11 protein-coding genes are annotated in these 17,423 nt (G+C 36.1%); 7 read left to right on the top strand and 4 right to left on the bottom strand.

What is annotated here, in order from left to right:
* Positions 1–148: 148 nt before the first annotated feature.
* The 5 genes from ACNQGO_RS10925 to ACNQGO_RS10905 all read left to right on the top strand — a co-directional run bounded on the left by ACNQGO_RS10925 (position 149) and on the right by ACNQGO_RS10905 (position 7,063).
* The gene (locus ACNQGO_RS10925) at positions 149–511 is read left to right on the top strand and encodes a hypothetical protein (RefSeq protein ID WP_417947747.1); all 363 of its coding nucleotides are present in this window, start codon (positions 149–151) and stop codon (positions 509–511) included.
* 1 nt (position 512) lies between these two features.
* A complete protein-coding gene (locus tag ACNQGO_RS10920; RefSeq protein ID WP_417947745.1) occupies positions 513–941 on the top strand; it encodes a hypothetical protein in 429 nt (142 codons plus the stop codon).
* Positions 942–1,410: 469 nt separating this feature from the next.
* On the top strand, positions 1,411–5,337 hold the full coding sequence (locus ACNQGO_RS10915) for a PAS domain S-box protein (RefSeq protein WP_417985270.1): 3,927 nt from the start codon (positions 1,411–1,413) through the stop codon (positions 5,335–5,337).
* A 275-nt stretch (positions 5,338–5,612) separates the two neighbouring features.
* On the top strand, positions 5,613–5,945 hold the full coding sequence (locus ACNQGO_RS10910) for a hypothetical protein (RefSeq protein WP_417948308.1): 333 nt from the start codon (positions 5,613–5,615) through the stop codon (positions 5,943–5,945).
* 257 nt (positions 5,946–6,202) lie between these two features.
* Complete coding sequence (locus ACNQGO_RS10905) at positions 6,203–7,063, top strand: NAD(P)-dependent oxidoreductase (RefSeq protein ID WP_417985269.1); 861 nt, start codon at positions 6,203–6,205, stop codon at positions 7,061–7,063.
* 121 nt (positions 7,064–7,184) lie between these two features.
* Here the strand turns inward: ACNQGO_RS10905 and ACNQGO_RS10900 are convergent, their stop codons facing one another.
* Positions 7,185–7,412, bottom strand: a complete 228-nt coding sequence (locus ACNQGO_RS10900) for a CDGSH iron-sulfur domain-containing protein (RefSeq protein ID WP_166138710.1) — start codon at positions 7,410–7,412, stop codon at positions 7,185–7,187.
* 381 nt (positions 7,413–7,793) lie between these two features.
* Between ACNQGO_RS10900 and ACNQGO_RS10895 the strand changes: the two genes are divergently transcribed.
* Together ACNQGO_RS10895 and ACNQGO_RS10890 are read left to right on the top strand one after the other, a co-directional pair.
* Complete coding sequence (locus ACNQGO_RS10895; RefSeq protein ID WP_417985268.1) at positions 7,794–8,861, top strand: glycosyltransferase family 9 protein; 1,068 nt, start codon at positions 7,794–7,796, stop codon at positions 8,859–8,861.
* 363 nt (positions 8,862–9,224) lie between these two features.
* Complete coding sequence (locus ACNQGO_RS10890) at positions 9,225–9,734, top strand: pyridoxamine 5'-phosphate oxidase family protein (RefSeq protein WP_417985267.1); 510 nt, start codon at positions 9,225–9,227, stop codon at positions 9,732–9,734.
* 63 nt (positions 9,735–9,797) lie between these two features.
* On the opposite strand, the gene ACNQGO_RS10885 is transcribed toward ACNQGO_RS10890, so the two are convergent.
* The 3 genes from ACNQGO_RS10885 to ACNQGO_RS10875 all read right to left on the bottom strand — a co-directional run bounded on the left by ACNQGO_RS10885 (position 9,798) and on the right by ACNQGO_RS10875 (position 17,145).
* A complete protein-coding gene (locus ACNQGO_RS10885; RefSeq protein ID WP_417985266.1) occupies positions 9,798–11,252 on the bottom strand; it encodes a LysM peptidoglycan-binding domain-containing protein in 1,455 nt (484 codons plus the stop codon).
* Between the two features lie 712 nt (positions 11,253–11,964).
* Positions 11,965–14,232: an aconitate hydratase gene (locus ACNQGO_RS10880; RefSeq protein WP_417985265.1), complete on the bottom strand. Its 2,268-nt coding sequence runs from the start codon at positions 14,230–14,232 to the stop codon at positions 11,965–11,967.
* 141 nt (positions 14,233–14,373) lie between these two features.
* Positions 14,374–17,145, bottom strand: a complete 2,772-nt coding sequence (locus ACNQGO_RS10875; RefSeq protein WP_417985264.1) for a bifunctional aconitate hydratase 2/2-methylisocitrate dehydratase — start codon at positions 17,143–17,145, stop codon at positions 14,374–14,376.
* Positions 17,146–17,423: the final 278 nt, after the last annotated feature.

Genomic DNA, 17,423 nt, shown 5'->3' with positions numbered 1-17,423 from the left:
TAAGCAATAGTAGGGAATTAGGCTTAATGGAAAAATGGTTTCGTATTTGGGAAATTTGTGATAATCCGAAAATAATTGCTTTATTTAGCCCGACCATCGCCTACAAGCAGGACGTTCTAGGCTATTTTAACGAAACACTGAACAAACAATGAGTTACGAAATACAATTATGCAGAAAAGAAACTAAAGAAGAGTTTGACACTTACGAAAAAGACGATTTTTTTGAGATTGAAGAAAATTTACTTAAGTTTTCGAAAGAGCAACGACAACAACTCTTTGACAGACTTATAAGATATGGTTATATTGAAGAGACAAAGAATTTAACTGAAACTTCCTTTGGTTTTAAAAGCATCAAAACAATTAGAGCATTACTTACAGAGACATGTTTGTATTTAGTAGCTTCGGGAGAAGATGGAATATTTGAAATTAATATGACAGCATCAGAGTTTACAGACACAGGAGAATTTTTAAAATATGACCCACAAGATGGTGGTTGGGAAGAACCAATTTAATATGACAAAACTTGAAAAATTTGCAGAAATTCTTATACAGAAATTGCGAGATGAAAACTACGAGTTTTACTTAAATCAAAAAGACTTTTCTCGATCGATAAGTATTGAAGAATATTACCAAAAGCCGAGAAACCCCAATTATGACCCAGAATCTCAAAAGCTTAACGACGAGCGGTTTGACTTCTTAAACAGCCTGTCGAGTAAACAAATTCAACAATTAGATAAACTAATTCTAAGTACATTAGACTCAACTGCTTTTAATTTTTTAAGAGAAGTTGAAGAGAAATTATTCACAGATAAAAGCATTGGATTGATAATTGAAAGTCAAAATATAGAGCAGTTAACGAAAGAATTATTATCAGGAACGTTATTTGGAGAATATTTTATTTGGTGCGAACGAAAAAGTAAATTCGGAAAATATCAATACTAAAAAAACAGCCATTTTGAGCTAGCTGGAATTTAGTGGAATTACCGTTTCGCATTAAGTTTTCGTTAAGCCGAAAATTTAGCGTCACGAACCTTACCTCATTTCAAAGCTACAAAACAATACAAAAAAACATAAAACAAAATGAAATACGCGGAATTTAATATTGACTCGAATAAAATAGAATTCTGCCAACAGCTACAACGGATTTGGGCATTAGGCTTATTGGAAAGTTAGTTTTATATTTGGGTTTGCTTCGCCTGTTCGCTATCGCTCGGGTGGCAAATACGAAGAAAGGGCTTAATTTAGTACCAAACCCGCTGTAGTACCAGAACATTGTGCGTCACAGTAGACAAAATTCAGACAAAAATGATATAAATTTACAAATAGTTACTTTTATACAGGATAAAAATCAAATCATCGACAAGCTCTTTAATTCATCAATCAGTGTTTTTATCTGATAATATCGAAACTTATGGATACAATAGATTATGTAGCTTTATTCGAGCAGTCTCAGGGATTGGTCCTAGTTATAGATACCAACTTTACCATAGTTGCGGCTTCTGACGATTTTATTAAGAAAACTAAAACCACACGTGAGAGCATTACAAGGCGCGATATTTTTGTTGTATTTCCTCTTAACCCTGAGGATAGAACTGGCGATGGAGAAAGTAAGATGCGCGCTTCTTTTAATTGGGTCATCAAAAATAAAACTGCCGATACCTTGCCAATTGTACGATACGATATTCCTAAACGGACATCGGAAAGTGGCGGGTTTGAATCAAAATATTTGAAAGTCATTAATTCCCCTATTCTTGACGCAAACAATAACGTAAAATATATCATTCAGCGTTCCGAGGATGTGACAGAAAATGAAACACTTTTAGCACTGCTCGATTTGCAGAAAAAAGCGTTGAAGCAGCTTGAAGACAGCGAAAAGCGATACAATATGATGCTGATGAGATCGCCCTTTGGTTTTGCTATTTTCAAAGGTAAAAATATGGTTATTTCGCTTGCCAACGATTCCATAAAAGAAATGTGGGGAAAAGGAAATGACGTAGAAGGAAAGCCATTATTTGATGTGATAGCTGAACTAAAAGACTCAGCTTTTCCGGAGTTGCTTGATAAGGTGTACACCACCGGTATTCCGTTTTACGGCGATGAATTGCTTGCCCCGATTTTGCGTAATGGTAAACTGGAAGACGCTTATTTCAATTTTGTTTATCAGCCCTATCTGGAAGCAGACGAAACTATTTCGGGGGTTACTATCATTGCCATTGAAGTAACGAACGAAGTGAATGCAAAGCAAAAAATTAAAGATAGTCAGCAACAACTTCAGAATATTTTTATGCAAGCCCCGTTTGCTTTAAATATTTATGAAGGAAAAGAACTAGTGATTTCACTTGCAAATAAACTTTTCTGCGAAATTATAGGAAAATCAGAAAGTGAAATACTTGGCAAAAAATTATTTGATGCATTTCCCGAAACTGCTACCCAGGGATTGGATAAAATTTTAAGCGATATATTTTCTACTGGCATTCCTTTCAAGGGAAACGAATTTCCTGTTCGCTTTTTGAAAGATGGCAATGAATTTGAGGGATATTTTGATTTTATTTACCATCCAATATTTGACTACAATAAAAATGTTTCTGGAGTAATTAATGTTGCCATTGATGTAACTGATAAAGTGCTTGCAAGAAAAAAAATTGAAGAAAGTGATAAGCGGTATAACCTGATGCTAAAGCATTCGTCATTTACTTTTGCCGTGCTAAAAGGCAAAGACCTTATCATTGACCTTGCAAACGACCGGATCAAAGAAGTTTGGGGAATAGGGAATGACATAGAAGGCAAATCGCTCCTTGACCTTATGCCCGATCTTAAAAACACAAGCTTCCCAGCTTTACTTGATGAAGTTCGTGCCACCGGTATCCCTTTTCATGGTAATGAAGTACAAAGCCCTAAAAGTCTTCATGGGGACTTAAGGGAAGAGTATTTTTTCAATTTTGTTTTTCAACCTTATTTGGAAGCGGACGAAACTATTTCGGGTATTACTATTATTGGTAATGATGTAACCGAGCAGGTATATGCAAAAAGGAAGATTGAAGAAAGCGAACAGCGATTACGCCTAATGGCTGATTTAATGCCCGCAAAAATAAACAATGCATCAGTAGATGGAAGTGTTACCTATTTTAATAAACACTGGTTAGATTTCAGTGGATATACTTTTGAAGAATTAAGAGATTTTGGATACCACCAAATTATGCATCCAGATGAAGTGGAAGAATTTCAGCAGCGTTTTCAGAAAGCAGCCGAAACAGGAACTGACCTAGTAATGGAAATGCGGTTTAAAAATAAACAAGGTGATTATGTATGGCATTTAAACATCGCATCGCCTATAAAAGATAAAAATGGAATACATGAAATGTGGATAGGTGTTACCACAGAAATACATGAACAAAAAACTGTAGCTGAAAAAATAAAAGCAAGTGAAGAACGATTCAGGCTTTTGGTAATGCTGGCACCAGTAGCCATTTGCGTATTGCGAGGAGAAGATTTTATATTTGAAACCTTAAACCAAGAAATGGCTAATTTGTTGGATATAAAAATAGAAGATTCACTAGGCAAACCTCTATTTAATGTTATAACTGAGGTGAAAGACCAAGTTTATAAACAACTGTTAGATGATGTATATCGCACCGGCAATCGTTTTGTATCCCCAGAGCTTCCCCTCACCATTCATCGTAAAAGTATGATGGAAGATGTATTTGTAAAATTTGTATATGAGCCATTGCGTGAAACCGATGGAACTATCTCTGGCATAATGGTGTTAGCAGACGAAATAACAGATCAGGTAAATGCCAGAAAAGCTATTGAAGTAAGCGAGAAAATGTTTCGTGTTTTAACCAACAATATGCCTCAAAAAATTACCAATGCCGATGCCGAGGGCAATATTATATTCTTCAATCAACAATGGCTTGAAGATACAGGCCTCACATTTGACGAATTAGTGGCCGGCGGTTGGGTAAAAACGATACACCCCGATGATTTAGAACCCATGGTAAATAGTTGGAAACACTCTGTCGCCACAGGAGATATTTTTGACATAGAGTGTCGCATCAAAAACAAAGAAGGTGCGTATAGATGGCACCTATGCAGATCTGTACATGTAAAAGATGAAACAGGCAAAAAAATTACGTGGGTGGGAAGCAAAACCGATATTCATGAGTTGAAAGAAGCACAGAGTAAAGCAGAAGCTGCTACGCATTTAGCCGAAGAAGCAATGCAGGGAAAACAACAATTTTTGAGCAACATGAGCCACGAAATACGAACCCCGATGAATGCCATTATAGGCTTTACCAATGTGCTCTTAAAATCGAAATTAGACAAAACGCAGGAAGAATATTTAACTGCAATCAAGGTATCTGGCGATGCTCTACTGGTTTTAATTAATGACATTCTCGACCTTGCCAAAGTGGATGCCGGCAGTATGACCTTTGAAAAAATACCTTTCAATTTAGCTACTTCTCTTTCAGCAATGCTTCTATTATTCGATATTAAAATAAAAGAGAAAAATTTAGAACTGGTAGAACAACTTGACACAGCAATACCCGAAATTATATTAGGCGACCCTACTCGTTTGCGCCAGATAATTTTAAATCTGGTGAGCAACGCTGTAAAATTTACCGAAGTAGGAAAAATAACTATGGGTGTTGCCCTACTTAAACAGGATTCGGAGGAAGTAACACTTGAATTTAAAGTAACCGATACTGGCATTGGGATTCATAAAAATAAGCTGGAACATATTTTTGACGATTTTGGACAGGCAACTTATGAAAACTCGCGCTTGTATGGTGGCACCGGTCTGGGGCTTTCCATCGTTAGAAAATTAACAGAACAACAAGGTGGCACGATACGCGTAGAAAGCGAATTAGGGAAAGGATCTGTCTTTAGTTTTGAATTGAGCTTTGCAAAAACGAACCAAAAAATAAAACACCAAACGGAACGGGTCTATAACAAGCAAGCGGAGATAATAAACTTGAAAGTATTGGTTGCCGAAGACATGCCACTCAACCAGCTTTTAATAAAAATAATACTCGCTGACTTTGGCTTTGAGGTCGAAATTGCCGAAAACGGAAAAATTGCGATTGAAAAACTACAACAAAACAAGTACGACCTTGTATTAATGGATTTGCAAATGCCCGAAATGAATGGCTTTGAAGCTACCACTTACGTGCGCAACACGATGAACTCCAATATTCCCATTATTGCGCTAACTGCAGATGTTACTACTATAGATGCAGACAAAGCCCGCGCAGTGGGAATGAACGATTATATCTCTAAACCCATTGATGAACAACTACTATACAGTAAAATAATTGACGTTCTCCAAAAAACCGAATGAGCAAATTTGACTTTTTAAGGAAGAACAAATATTCTCCAGCATCCTAAACATTTGGAATTGTATTAAAACTTATTTCGGACTACAATTTAACAGAAGTATTACTGAGCGAAAATGACACCTAGAAAAAAAACGAACGCACAACAGCTTTGAGCAAGCTGAAATGCAGTGGAAGTATTGTTTCGCATCAAGTTTTTCGTTAATTAGAAAATTAAGTGGTTACGAACTTCCAGCCATTTCAAAGCTAGAAAACATTACAAAAAAACATAAAACATAAAATGAAATACGCTGAATTTAATATTGACTCGAATAAAATAGAATTTTTAAACTCTATTTTTGGAATTGAAAGTGTTTTACTGAATGGAAAAAGAATTTCAAGTAACTTTTCTTTTTCCGGTTCAATCCATCCAATAAAACTTAAGGACAGAGATTTAATTTTAAAAATCAAATACACACAATTCGGGCCAAAAGATATTAAAATGGAACTAATGGAAAATGACATATTGCTTCAAGAACAATCTGTGAAAATTGACATCAAGCAAAGGATCTTAACCGTTATAATTGGAGTTACTATAGGTTTTTTACTATCTAGACTTTTGAGCAATATATAAAATCCTATCGCACCCACTAGCGCTCATTTGTAAGGAGTGCCAATTTTAATTTAGAGCATAATCGTAGTGTTTGCATGGTGATTATTATATCTTTTAGCATTAATTCCCCACAAATAGGAGTAAATAAAAAAACTAAATGCGATTGCTTCGTTCCTCGCAATGACTTCGATACAGACAGCGCAGATATACAACAATCGTTAGCACAGTTTTGCAAAATTTGCTTACAATAAGGAAATAAAATTAACAACACAAAAATCATGAATACACTAAAATTAGGATGGACAGGTCTTGGCAATATGGGAAATCCAATGGTGATGAACCTACTCCAAGCAGGTTTTGAAGTATCGGTTTTCAATCGTACTAAAGATAAAGAAGCACCTTTACTGGCTGCAGGAGCAAAATCAGCAAGCAGTTTACAAGAGCTAATGGAAACCTGTGATGTTGTTTTGACCATGTTATCTAATGACGCAGCTGTCAAAGAAGTTTTTGAGGGACCAAAAGGTTTATTGTCTGCAGCATCTGCTGGAAAAACCATTATCAATATGAGTACGGTTGCACCGGAAACCTCGCGTTATTTAAACACCATTTGCAACCAACATCACGTTCATTTCATAGACGCTCCCGTATCTGGAAGCGTAAAACCGGCACAAGACGGAACTTTGGTTATTCTTGTGGGCGCTTCAAATGAAGATTTTGAAGTAGCAAAACCCATATTTGACGTTTTGGGTAAAATTGCCATGCACGTTGGCGAACCAGGTGTGGCAAGTTCGGCTAAATTAGCCATCAATTACTTACTTGGACTAAATCTTCAAGGAATAGCTGAGACGGTTTTATTTGCCGAGAAAAACGGCGTGAGCAAGGAAGACATGCTCAACATCATCAACCAAGGCGCTTGTGGCAACGGAATAACGAATATCAAAACACCTTCTATCCTCAACGATTCTTTCCCTGCCGCATTTGCGTTAAAACATTTAGTCAAAGATTTAAGACTGGCCAAAGAAGCCGGACTCGATACTCCGCTGATTCATCCATTGTATGACAGTTATGCTGCAGCAGAACAAGAAGGATTGGGCGATCAAGATGTGATGGCGATTATTAGTAGTCTAAAAAATAAGTGATTTTAGAATAGCAGTAAATTCAGTGAATAAAACAGTGTATTTAATTGGTTTAAAAAATAAACAAGAAAAGCTAAATCCGTAAAATTTAGCTTTTCTTGTTTTATTGAATTAGAAAACGATACTACTTCGTTTTCACGGGTGGCAAGTCAAATGCAGCTGGCTCATGCTCAAAACCGTTGCGGTGTGCTCCATCGCAAAAAGGTTTATTGGCAGATAATCCGCAACGGCAAAGACCCAAAGCGGTTCTTCCTTCTAAACCGTAGGTTTGACCATTGCAATCTGTTATTTCAAAATCGCCCTCTATTTTTATAGACCCATTCTTATTGATTGTTAATTTAGTCGTGCTCATTATACTATTGTTTTAGATGTCAAAGGTTATAAATATTTTAGAATCCTATCGCATCACGCTCCTTTTTTATGATACCAAAGTCTAATTTACATTAATTCTATTTTGTAAGCGCTGTTTTAAACCTCTCTTTTTCTAGTTCATTTTTAAGTAATCCTTTTGTTTTCATAGGGTTGTAAATTACTCCGAAATTAGCAGCCGATATCTATCACAATAGTATAGGGCAAAACCCCATAAATATTTATTAGTTTCTAAATTGTATATTTGTTCCTTTGAAAATTTTTACAAAGTAGTAGAACTGCTGACAGTTGCTGCCAAAAGAATATAAACCGATTTAAATTTTAGATCAACACTCATTTCAGTACCATATAGTATCATAAAAGCATGAGCATCTTAAAAACAGTAAATGTCTATCGCAGAATATTAACCAAAAGTCTGACTAAGAATATTGGTAATTCACATCGCAATCAAACCATAGATTTAAGCCAAAAAATTGAAATCAAAAGAGTTTTAATCTCTAGACCCAATCATCGATTGGGAAACCTCTTGTTGATTACCCCGCTAGTACAAGATGTAAGTGCTACTTTTCCAGATTGCAAAATTGATTTGTTTGTAAAAGGTGGCTTAACGCCCATTATTTTTGAAAACTACAAGAACATAGATACCATCATTGAACTTCCTAAAAAACCTTTTAAAAATTTAATTGCTTATTTTAAGGTTTGGGTGCAACTAAAAAGTGCCAAATATGATATTGTAATCAATGTAAATAAAAATTCGTCATCCGGCAGATTATCTGCTCAATTCGCTGATGCCAAGTATAAATTCTTTGGAGCAGAAAATACTACTTTAGAAGCGAAATATAGTGATTATGGTCACATTGCAAAGTATCCAGTATATGAATTTAGACGCTTTTTGACCGAACTGGGTTTTCCTGAAAATGCAAATTCGGTTCCATCATTAGATCTAAAATTGAGTACTAATGAATTAGCAATCGGTAAAAAAACGGTAGACGAAATTGTTCCTGCAGCCAAAAAAACAATATCCATTTTTACCTATGCAACAGACGACAAATGCTACTCTACAGCATGGTGGGATGATTTTTACGCAGCATTACTACAAGAATTTCCCAATTACAACATCATCGAAATTTTACCCGTAGAAAATGTTTCGCAAATAGCATTTAAATCCCCTACGTTTTATAGCAAAGACATTCGTGAAATTGGTGCCGTAATCGCAAATACTGAAATTTTCATTGGCGCTGATAGTGGGATTATGCATTTGGCTAGTGCTTCCTTGACACCTACAGTAGGTTTATTTTCAAGACCCAATCAAGTTACCTATGGACCTTATAATAATGACAGTACAGCTATAAATACGAATAGCAGTTCAACCGAAACATCCATCAAAATAATAAGAGATATTCTTGTAGAACGGTTATTACAACAGAAATAAAAATAAATCTAAAGTTTACTTACTTTGAATTGCGGCTTACTCCACCAAAAGTCCAATATCAATTCTTTTAAAGTGTAGTAAAAAAAATAAACTCCATTTAACTATCCGTTTTCGAAAAATCTGACGTTCCTTTTACTGGTTTATCCAACGTATTTCAAATTAAAAACAATTTTTACTTTTCGATCTTTCTAAAGAGTGGTTCTTGTAAATTTTCACCACAATACGCTTTAAAACACCTAATGTTACCGTTTTAATACGTGAAAAATGAAACTTTTCGCCTTAATTGTATAATACGATTCGCGCCTTTGTTGACCATCTTTGTAAAACAAAACAGCAAAATTCAATTCATATAAAACTAGGATTATGAGCGATACAAAAAATGAATATACAGTTGAAGGAGTAGACAAACTTAAGAGCCTTGTTAAAGATATCAATACCTGTCTTTTTTGTACTAATCTCGAAAAGAATGATGGTGCAACTGCAAGACCAATGGGAGCAGTTCATGTTTGTGACGAGGGAAATATCTGGTTTTTTAGTGAAAAAAATAGCGAAAAGAATAAAGAAATAGAACACGATGCTGCTGTTCAACTATTTTTTGCCCATCCCGGAAAAGGAAGTTATATGGTAGTAAATGGTGAAGCCAGCATCAATACTGATCCAGTAAAAATTGAAGAGTTGTGGACTCCTGTAGTGAACATTTGGTTTAAAGAAGGAAAAAAAGACCCCAACGTATCCGTCATTAAAGTCAAACCCAATAGCGCCTATTTTTGGGACGTTGATGGCAATCAAATGATAAATTTTCTAAAAATGGCAGCCTCTGTAGTCACAGGCACCAATTTAGTTGGCGGAAATTCAGGCGAAATAAAGATTTAGAAGCAATAAAAAACGCTTCAGTAGTTGAAGCGTTTGCAATAATACGGATGACAAGGCACCAAATTATTGTAATACTCTATTGATTTGAGAGAAATTTTTCTCGTAATATTTTTCTTTAGTAGACGAAATAATCACACCGTTGCTGACAGAAGAGTGAATGAATTTTATTTCTCCCTCACAAACTTCAACCACCATACCTACGTGATTAATTTGGCTTCGGCCGTTTGTTTTAAAAAATATAAGATCTCCTTTTTGAGCTTCTTCGGTATTAATTCTTATACCAATACTTGATTGTTCTCTCGATGTCCTTGGTAATTTTATGTCAAAAGCTTCAAAAGTCGAACACATTAAACCCGAACAATCAAAGCCTGCTTTTGAAGTTCCTCCAGAGCGGTATCGAGTTCCTATATTTTCTGAAGCCCGCTGAATCAATTGATCCAGAAAATCGTGATTAAATGTTGGTTTCAATCCATTGTTAAAATCTATCTTAGTATTCTCAATAGGAGCGGCGTTTATTTGATCTGCGCTAACAATTACATCATTTTGTATGGGCTCATAATTAGCACGAAAGCTTAGTTTATCTCCTACACGAAGTCCGTTTTTAACGGTTGGATTTTGATTTTCTAGTTCTTTTACCGTTAGTCCATATTGTTTAGCAATACCGTATTTAGTTTCTTTTGGTAAAACTTCGCGAGTTACAATACCGGAAGTTTCAGTATCGGCATCTTTTGCATCAGCAATAGCAAGGCTTTTTGGTTGAAAGAGCTCTGTTTTTTGTTCTAAAACTACTGCCTCTTCTGATTTTGATACTTCTTTGACTGGTTCAGCAACAACTACCGTTTCTGGAGTTGACACTTCTTTATTTTCTGAAGCAGCAACAATTGTTTCACTCGAAAGATTTCCATTTCCTGGAATTGTTATTTTTTGACCAACTCGAAGTGCTTTAGTTCCTATTGTTGGGTTGGCTCTATCTAATTCTTTTATTGTAATTCCGTATTTTCTGGCAATTGAGTATTTGGATTCTTTAGGCAAAACGGCAATTGTAGTTTGCTCTGATGTGAGATTTCCTGTTTCAGTAAACTTTGCGGCAACTGCTATTTCAGGTGAAGATGCTTGAGCTGGAAGTATAATTTTTTGACCTATTTTTAATCCACTGACTTCTAATGTTGGATTGACTTCATTTAATTCTTTCAGCGAGATTCCGTATAGTTTAGCAATTCCGTATGGTGTTTCTTTGGCTAAAACTTCATGCTCTTTGCTGGTATAATTTGTTGCAATTTTGGATTTTACATTGGACTTTTTTGAAGCGGCAACTGGAATTAATAAAATGGAATTGAGTTTTAAAAGATTTTTTGCCTTTGGATTTAATTTAAAAATAGCACTCTGTTTTACGTCATATTTCTCTGCAATACTTGAAATTGTTTCTCCTTTTGCGATAGTGTGTTTAGTGGTTTTCTCCTGTGAAAAAAGAACGATACTATTTAATACAAACAATGTTACAATTAATCTTAAACTCATATTCATCTATTTCAAATTACTTACCCCATTTTTATTCTACACAGCGATTTCGGGATATAATTATTAAATCTCGCTCTGGTTTTGCTTTTTTACTTTTCTTTTTAAAAAATTGTAAAAATGTTCCTCATCTCTTTCAAAAAAAAAGAAATTCGGAATGTGTCCATTTTAAATTCTGATTAATTTTCTATTCCAAATACGTAACAGTTGAAATAATAAAGCACTATTATCCGACTGGATTATTGCTTTTGAAATAAAATTTGAGAGAGAAGATGGGAATAAATTTATCCGATACTCTTCTGACAATTATTTTATTTAAAAAGCTAATATATATCATTTATTCAAAAATACCCAGACTTTTTCAAATTTTAACGCTCAAAAAACAAACTTTAACGCTTTTTTTTGACTTTTATCGATGATTTTACGGTCAAAAGCAACTGTAGGCATTGGCTTTTGAGGCCACTCTAAACGTCATTTTTACTCCTTTTTTTTTTAGCCCTGATGAAAGTGAAAAGCCTTTTGAAATCCAATTGCTATTTTTTTCCTGAGTATAAAGAGCGACTGAAAAAAGCTCCTTTATGCGCTGGAAAAAAGCAATTGGATGAAAAAGCTTGAAACGCTCAGCAGGAAATAGCTCCTAAGAAAAATAGGAACCATACCTAAAAAAACGCCCTAGTTTCCTAAGGCGTTTTGAGTATAAAATAGCTGGCTTGGTTTATGCGTTTCCCGCTGCTGCGATTAAATTTAATGCAGAACCGGCAACAAACCAACCTATTTGACCTTCGTTATAGGTATGATTTGCCAAAATACTATCTGTAGTCCCATCGGTATGAACGAACTCTAATGTTAGTGGTTTTCCTGGAGCAAAATCGACTAAATCTATAAAATTGATCGTGTCATCTTCTTGAATTTTATCGTAATCAGATTCTGTTGCAAACGTCAATCCAAGCAATCCTTGTTTTTTTAGATTGGTTTCATGGATGCGTGCAAATGACTTGACCAAAACGGCTTTGACACCTAAAAAACGAGGCTCCATGGCGGCATGTTCTCGAGAAGATCCTTCACCGTAATTGTGATCCCCAACAACAATAGAAGGAACTCCAGCCGCTTTATAGGCGCGCGCAACAGCAGGAACCGCATCGTAAGTTCCCGTTAGTTGATTTTTAACAGAATTTGTTTTTTGATTGAAGGCATTAATGGCTCCGATTAACATATTATTAGAAATATTATCTAAATGCCCACGGAAGCGCAACCACGGACCTGCCATTGAAATGTGATCTGTGGTACATTTCCCAAATGCTTTGATCAGTACTCTAGCTCCTAAAATATTTTTCCCGTCCCAAGGTAAGAATGGCGCTAATAATTGCAAGCGTTCTGACGTGTCACTTACTGAAACTTGAATTCCAGAACCGTCTGCAGCTGGTGCTTGAAATCCTGGATCTTCTACATCAAATCCTTTTGGTGGTAATTCGTCGCCTGATGGTGCATCCAGTTTTACCTCATCCCCATTTTCATTAATTAATGTATCTGTTAATGGATTAAAACTTAAATCTCCTGCTATGGCTAAGGCAGTAACTAGTTCCGGCGAACCCACAAAAGCCAACGTATTGGGGTTCCCATCAGCTCTTTTTGAGAAGTTTCTATTGAATGAATGTACGATTGTATTGCGTTCTTCCTTGTCTGCGCCTTCACGATCCCACATTCCGATGCATGGTCCACAAGCATTTGCAAAAACAGTTGCTCCCATTTTATCAAAAACATCGATAAATCCGTCACGCTCTATGGTGTAGCGAACCATTTCAGAACCTGGTGTAATGGTAAATTGGGATTTTATTTTTAAATTTTTGTCGGTCACTTGTTTTGCGATAGAAGCCGCTCGCGCAATATCCTCGTAGGATGAATTGGTGCAAGAGCCAATTAAAGCTACTTCAATTTTTAAAGGCCAATTGTTTTTAATGGCTTCCTCTTTTACTTTTGAAATTGGCGTTGCCAAATCTGGCGTAAAAGGACCATTTAAATGTGGTTCTAATTCGTCTAAATTGATTTCGATTACTTGATCAAAATACAGCTCTGGGTTTTCATATACGGCAGCGTCGCCAGTTAAATACGATGCAATTTTATCTGCAGCATCTGCAACATCAGCTCTATCTGTAGAACGCAAATACCTGCTCATAGATGCATCATAACCAAAAGTAGAAGTCGTTGCTCCAATTTCGGCACCCATGTTACAGATTGTTCCTTTTCCTGTGCAAGACATAGCGGTTGCACCCTCGCCAAAATATTCAACAATAGCGCCTGTTCCTCCTTTTACAGTAAGAATTCCAGCAACTTTAAGAATTACATCTTTTGGAGCAGTCCACCCAGATAGTTTACCCGTTAATTTTACTCCAATTAATTTAGGAAACTTTAATTCCCACGCCATTCCTGACATGACATCTACCGCATCAGCACCACCAACACCAATAGCTACCATTCCTAAACCACCTGCATTTACAGTATGGGAGTCGGTACCGATCATCATTCCGCCTGGAAATGCATAATTCTCTAACACCACCTGATGAATAATTCCAGCTCCTGGTTTCCAGAAACCAATTCCGTATTTATTAGAAACAGAAGAAAGGAATTCAAACACTTCATTGCTTTGAGTTTTGGCTCTAGCCAAATCGGTGACCGCATTCACTTTGGCCTGAATCAAGTGATCGCAATGCACTGTTGTAGGAACTGCCACTTTAGATTTTCCTGCATGCATAAATTGCAATAAGGCCATTTGAGCCGTCGCATCTTGACACGCCACTCTATCTGGAGCAAAATCTACATAATCTGCACCTCGCGTAAAAGCTTCAGTTGGCATTCCATCCCAAAGGTGGTTGTATAAAATTTTCTCTGTTAGCGTAAGCGGACGCCCAACTATTTCCCGTGCTTTATCTACACGAGTGGTCATGTTGTCGTACACTTTTCGAATCATTTCTATATCAAAAGCCATATCAAATTGTTTTTTGTTGCTACACGTTAGTAATTATTGAATCATTACAAGGTACAAAAAATAGAGAAGGCATACTCATAAAAAAAGCCTAAGTCTTTTATACAGACTTAGGCTTTTAGAAGTATTTGTTTTACTATTTTGCTAATTTGCCAATAATTTGTGAGAGGGCGCAAACTGAGTTAGGTTAATTCCTTTCACGGCAGCTTTGTACTCTTCAATCGTTGGCGTTCTCCCTAAAATGGTAGAAAGTACAACAACTGGTGTTGATGAAAGCAAGGATTCTCCTTTTTTACCCTCTGAATCTTCAACAACTCTTCCTTGGAAAAGACGCGTAGAGGTTGCCATCACCGTATCTCCTTTGGCTGCTTTTTCTTGGTTACCCATACATAAATTACAACCAGGACGCTCTAGATACAAAATATTTTCATATCCAGTACGTGCAACGCCTTTTGGAGCATTATCATCAAATTCGAATCCAGAGTATTTTTGTAACACTTCCCAATCTCCCTCTGCTTTCAATTCGTCTACGATGTTGTAGGTTGGCGGTGCTACCACTAGCGGTGCTTTAAACTCTACTTTACCGTATTGTTCGTCTATATTTTTTAGCATTTGAGATAAAATCTTCAAATCGCCTTTGTGTACCATACAAGATCCTACAAAACCAAGATCTACTTTTTTCACACCGCCGTAAAAAGAAAGCGGACGAATCGTATCGTGCGTGTAACGCTTAGAAACATCTGCATTGTTTACGTCTGGATCTGCAATCATAGGTTCTGCAACGATATCTAAATCAATAACCACTTCGGCAAAATATTTTGCATTGGCATCAGGAGTCAAAGCTGGTTTAGTACCTGATTTAATTTCTTCAATTCTATTATTGGCAATAGCAATCAATCCTTTTAGAACTTGCTTTTCGTTATCCATACCTTTATCGATCATGATCTGGATTCTTCCTTGCGCAATTTCAAGTGATTTGATTAATGTATCGTCTTCAGAAATACAAATCGAAGCTTTCGCTTTCATCTCAGCCGTCCAGTCTGTAAAGGTAAAGGCTTGATCTGCGGTAAGTGTACCTAAATGCACCTCGATAATTCGACCCTGAAAAACATTTTCTCCGCCAAATTGCTTCAACATTTGAGATTGCGTAGCATGAACAACATCACGGAAATCCATGTAATTTTTCATGTCGCCTTTAAACGTCACTTTCACTGATTCTGGAATTGGCATAGACGCTTCTCCAGTAGCAAGTGCTAGCGCAACGGTACCGGAATCTGCACCAAACGCAACTCCTTTTGACATTCTAGTATGCGAGTCACCACCAATAATGATGGCCCACTCATCTACAGTAATATCATTTAAAACTTTGTGAATAACATCGGTCATGGCGTGATATTCTCCTTTTGGATCCCGAGCCGTAATTAAACCAAAATCATTCATGAACTTCATCAATCTTGGAATATTCGCTTTCGATTTATTGTCCCAAACTGATGCAGTATGACAACCGGACTGGTAAGCACCATCAACAATAGGTGAAATCACAGTAGCTGCCATCGACTCTAATTCTTGAGAAGTCATTAAACCAGTCGTGTCTTGAGACCCTACGATGTTTACGGTAACACGAACGTCAGAACCTGCATGAAGCACTTTCCCTGGCGTATTCCCAACCGCATTTTTATTAAATATTTTTTCAACTGCCGTTAATCCTTGTCCTTCAACAGAAACTTCTTTTGATGGAGCAAAAACGGGAACAATTGCGATTCCTACTGTTCTAGAAGCAAAAGTTTGTAATTTTTTTCCAAAAACAATCGCATACGATCCTCCAGCTTTAATGAACTCCATTTTTTGAGGAGTAAATGCTTTAGCAATATCGATTAATTCTGTATCGCCATTGTATAATTTTTTTGTTTTGGTATTGATGGTTAATACCGTTCCAGTAGCAACCGAATAGGCTTCTTCCAGCATAACATCGCCACTTTCGTTACGAATTGGATCTCCATTTTGATCTAACTTTTTTACCCAGTTTTTAAGATCTAGACCAATACCACCCGTTACATCAACAGTAGTAAGGAATATTGGTGAAATTCCGTTTGTTCCTGCTACAATAGGCGCAATATTTATAAATGGAACGTACGGACTTGCTTTTTTACCGGTCCAAAGCGCCACATTATTAACACCTGACATTCTTGATGACCCTACACCCATAGTTCCTTTTTCAGCGATAAGCATCACACTTTTATCTGGATGTTGCGCTTGCAAGGCTTGGATTTCGTCTTGTGCTGCTGGAGAAATCAAGCATTTACCATGAAGTTCACGATCTGATCTAGAGTGTGCTTGGTTTCCAGGCGACAATAAATCTGTTGAAATATCTCCTTCGCCAGCAATATATGTTACCACTTTTATTTCTTCAACTACTTCTGGAAGCTTTGTAAAAAACTCCGCTTTAGCATAACTTTCTAAAATAGCTATAGCAATTGTATTTCCATTTTTATAGGCTTCTTCTAAGCGATTCGTATCTGCTTCATATAGAAAAAACTGTGTTTTCAGTACCTCAGCAGCCTGCGTGGCAATTTCGATATACTCTCCTAAAGCTAAATCTAATAAAACTTTAATAGAAGGACCGCCTTTCATGTGTGATAATAATTCAAATGCAAAAGCGGGAGTAATTTCATTAACTACTGCTATTCCTTGAATAATTTCCTTTAAAAAAACTGCTTTAGCACCAGCTGCAGGTGTAGTACCCGGCACGGTATTGTAAATGAAAAAATGTAATGATTCGGCACGATCGGCGTTTTCAATATCTTTTATCTGTGTAATGATTTCGCTTAGTAATTCAGCACCATCAATAGGTTTTGGATGTAATCCCTGCCCTTTTCTTTCTTCGATTTCTCTTAAATAATCGCTATAAATGCTCATAATAGATTTTTTTCAATGTTAGTGGCTAATTGCTTTGATTCACACAAAAATAAAAGCCAAAATAGCTCAATTTTTATTTATCTCGCAAATTTAGTTATTTCAAATGATATTTAAAAAAATTTAGGGGATGCAGTGATTTGAAAACATATTATTACCTAATACTGATTTTTGATACGTATAATTGATAAAATTTTAATAAATTAACATTATACTGTTTAATCCATACTGAATTATTTACAACAGCTTCATTTTTGAAAAACATAAAGAACGACGACTAA

Origin of the sequence: Flavobacterium frigidum (assembly GCF_048286735.1) — a bacterium.
In the GTDB taxonomy this organism is placed as follows: Bacteria; Bacteroidota; Bacteroidia; order Flavobacteriales; family Flavobacteriaceae; genus Flavobacterium.
The sequence above is the reverse complement of the archived record's forward strand: the minus strand, read 5'-3'. Positions and strand labels throughout refer to the sequence as shown.

What these genes read in the sequence shown, in the direction of transcription:
- ACNQGO_RS10925 (WP_417947747.1), top strand. Translation starts at nt 149, where the DNA reads ATGAGTTACGAAATACAATTATGCAGAAAAGAAACTAAAGAAGAGTTT.
- ACNQGO_RS10920 (WP_417947745.1), top strand. Translation starts at nt 513, where the DNA reads ATGACAAAACTTGAAAAATTTGCAGAAATTCTTATACAGAAATTGCGA.
- ACNQGO_RS10915 (WP_417985270.1), top strand. Translation starts at nt 1,411, where the DNA reads ATGGATACAATAGATTATGTAGCTTTATTCGAGCAGTCTCAGGGATTG.
- ACNQGO_RS10910 (WP_417948308.1), top strand. Translation starts at nt 5,613, where the DNA reads ATGAAATACGCTGAATTTAATATTGACTCGAATAAAATAGAATTTTTA.
- ACNQGO_RS10905 (WP_417985269.1), top strand. Translation starts at nt 6,203, where the DNA reads ATGAATACACTAAAATTAGGATGGACAGGTCTTGGCAATATGGGAAAT.
- ACNQGO_RS10900 (WP_166138710.1), bottom strand. Translation starts at nt 7,412, where the DNA reads ATGAGCACGACTAAATTAACAATCAATAAGAATGGGTCTATAAAAATA.
- ACNQGO_RS10895 (WP_417985268.1), top strand. Translation starts at nt 7,794, where the DNA reads ATGAGCATCTTAAAAACAGTAAATGTCTATCGCAGAATATTAACCAAA.
- ACNQGO_RS10890 (WP_417985267.1), top strand. Translation starts at nt 9,225, where the DNA reads ATGAGCGATACAAAAAATGAATATACAGTTGAAGGAGTAGACAAACTT.
- ACNQGO_RS10885 (WP_417985266.1), bottom strand. Translation starts at nt 11,252, where the DNA reads ATGAGTTTAAGATTAATTGTAACATTGTTTGTATTAAATAGTATCGTT.
- ACNQGO_RS10880 (WP_417985265.1), bottom strand. Translation starts at nt 14,232, where the DNA reads ATGGCTTTTGATATAGAAATGATTCGAAAAGTGTACGACAACATGACC.
- ACNQGO_RS10875 (WP_417985264.1), bottom strand. Translation starts at nt 17,145, where the DNA reads ATGAGCATTTATAGCGATTATTTAAGAGAAATCGAAGAAAGAAAAGGG.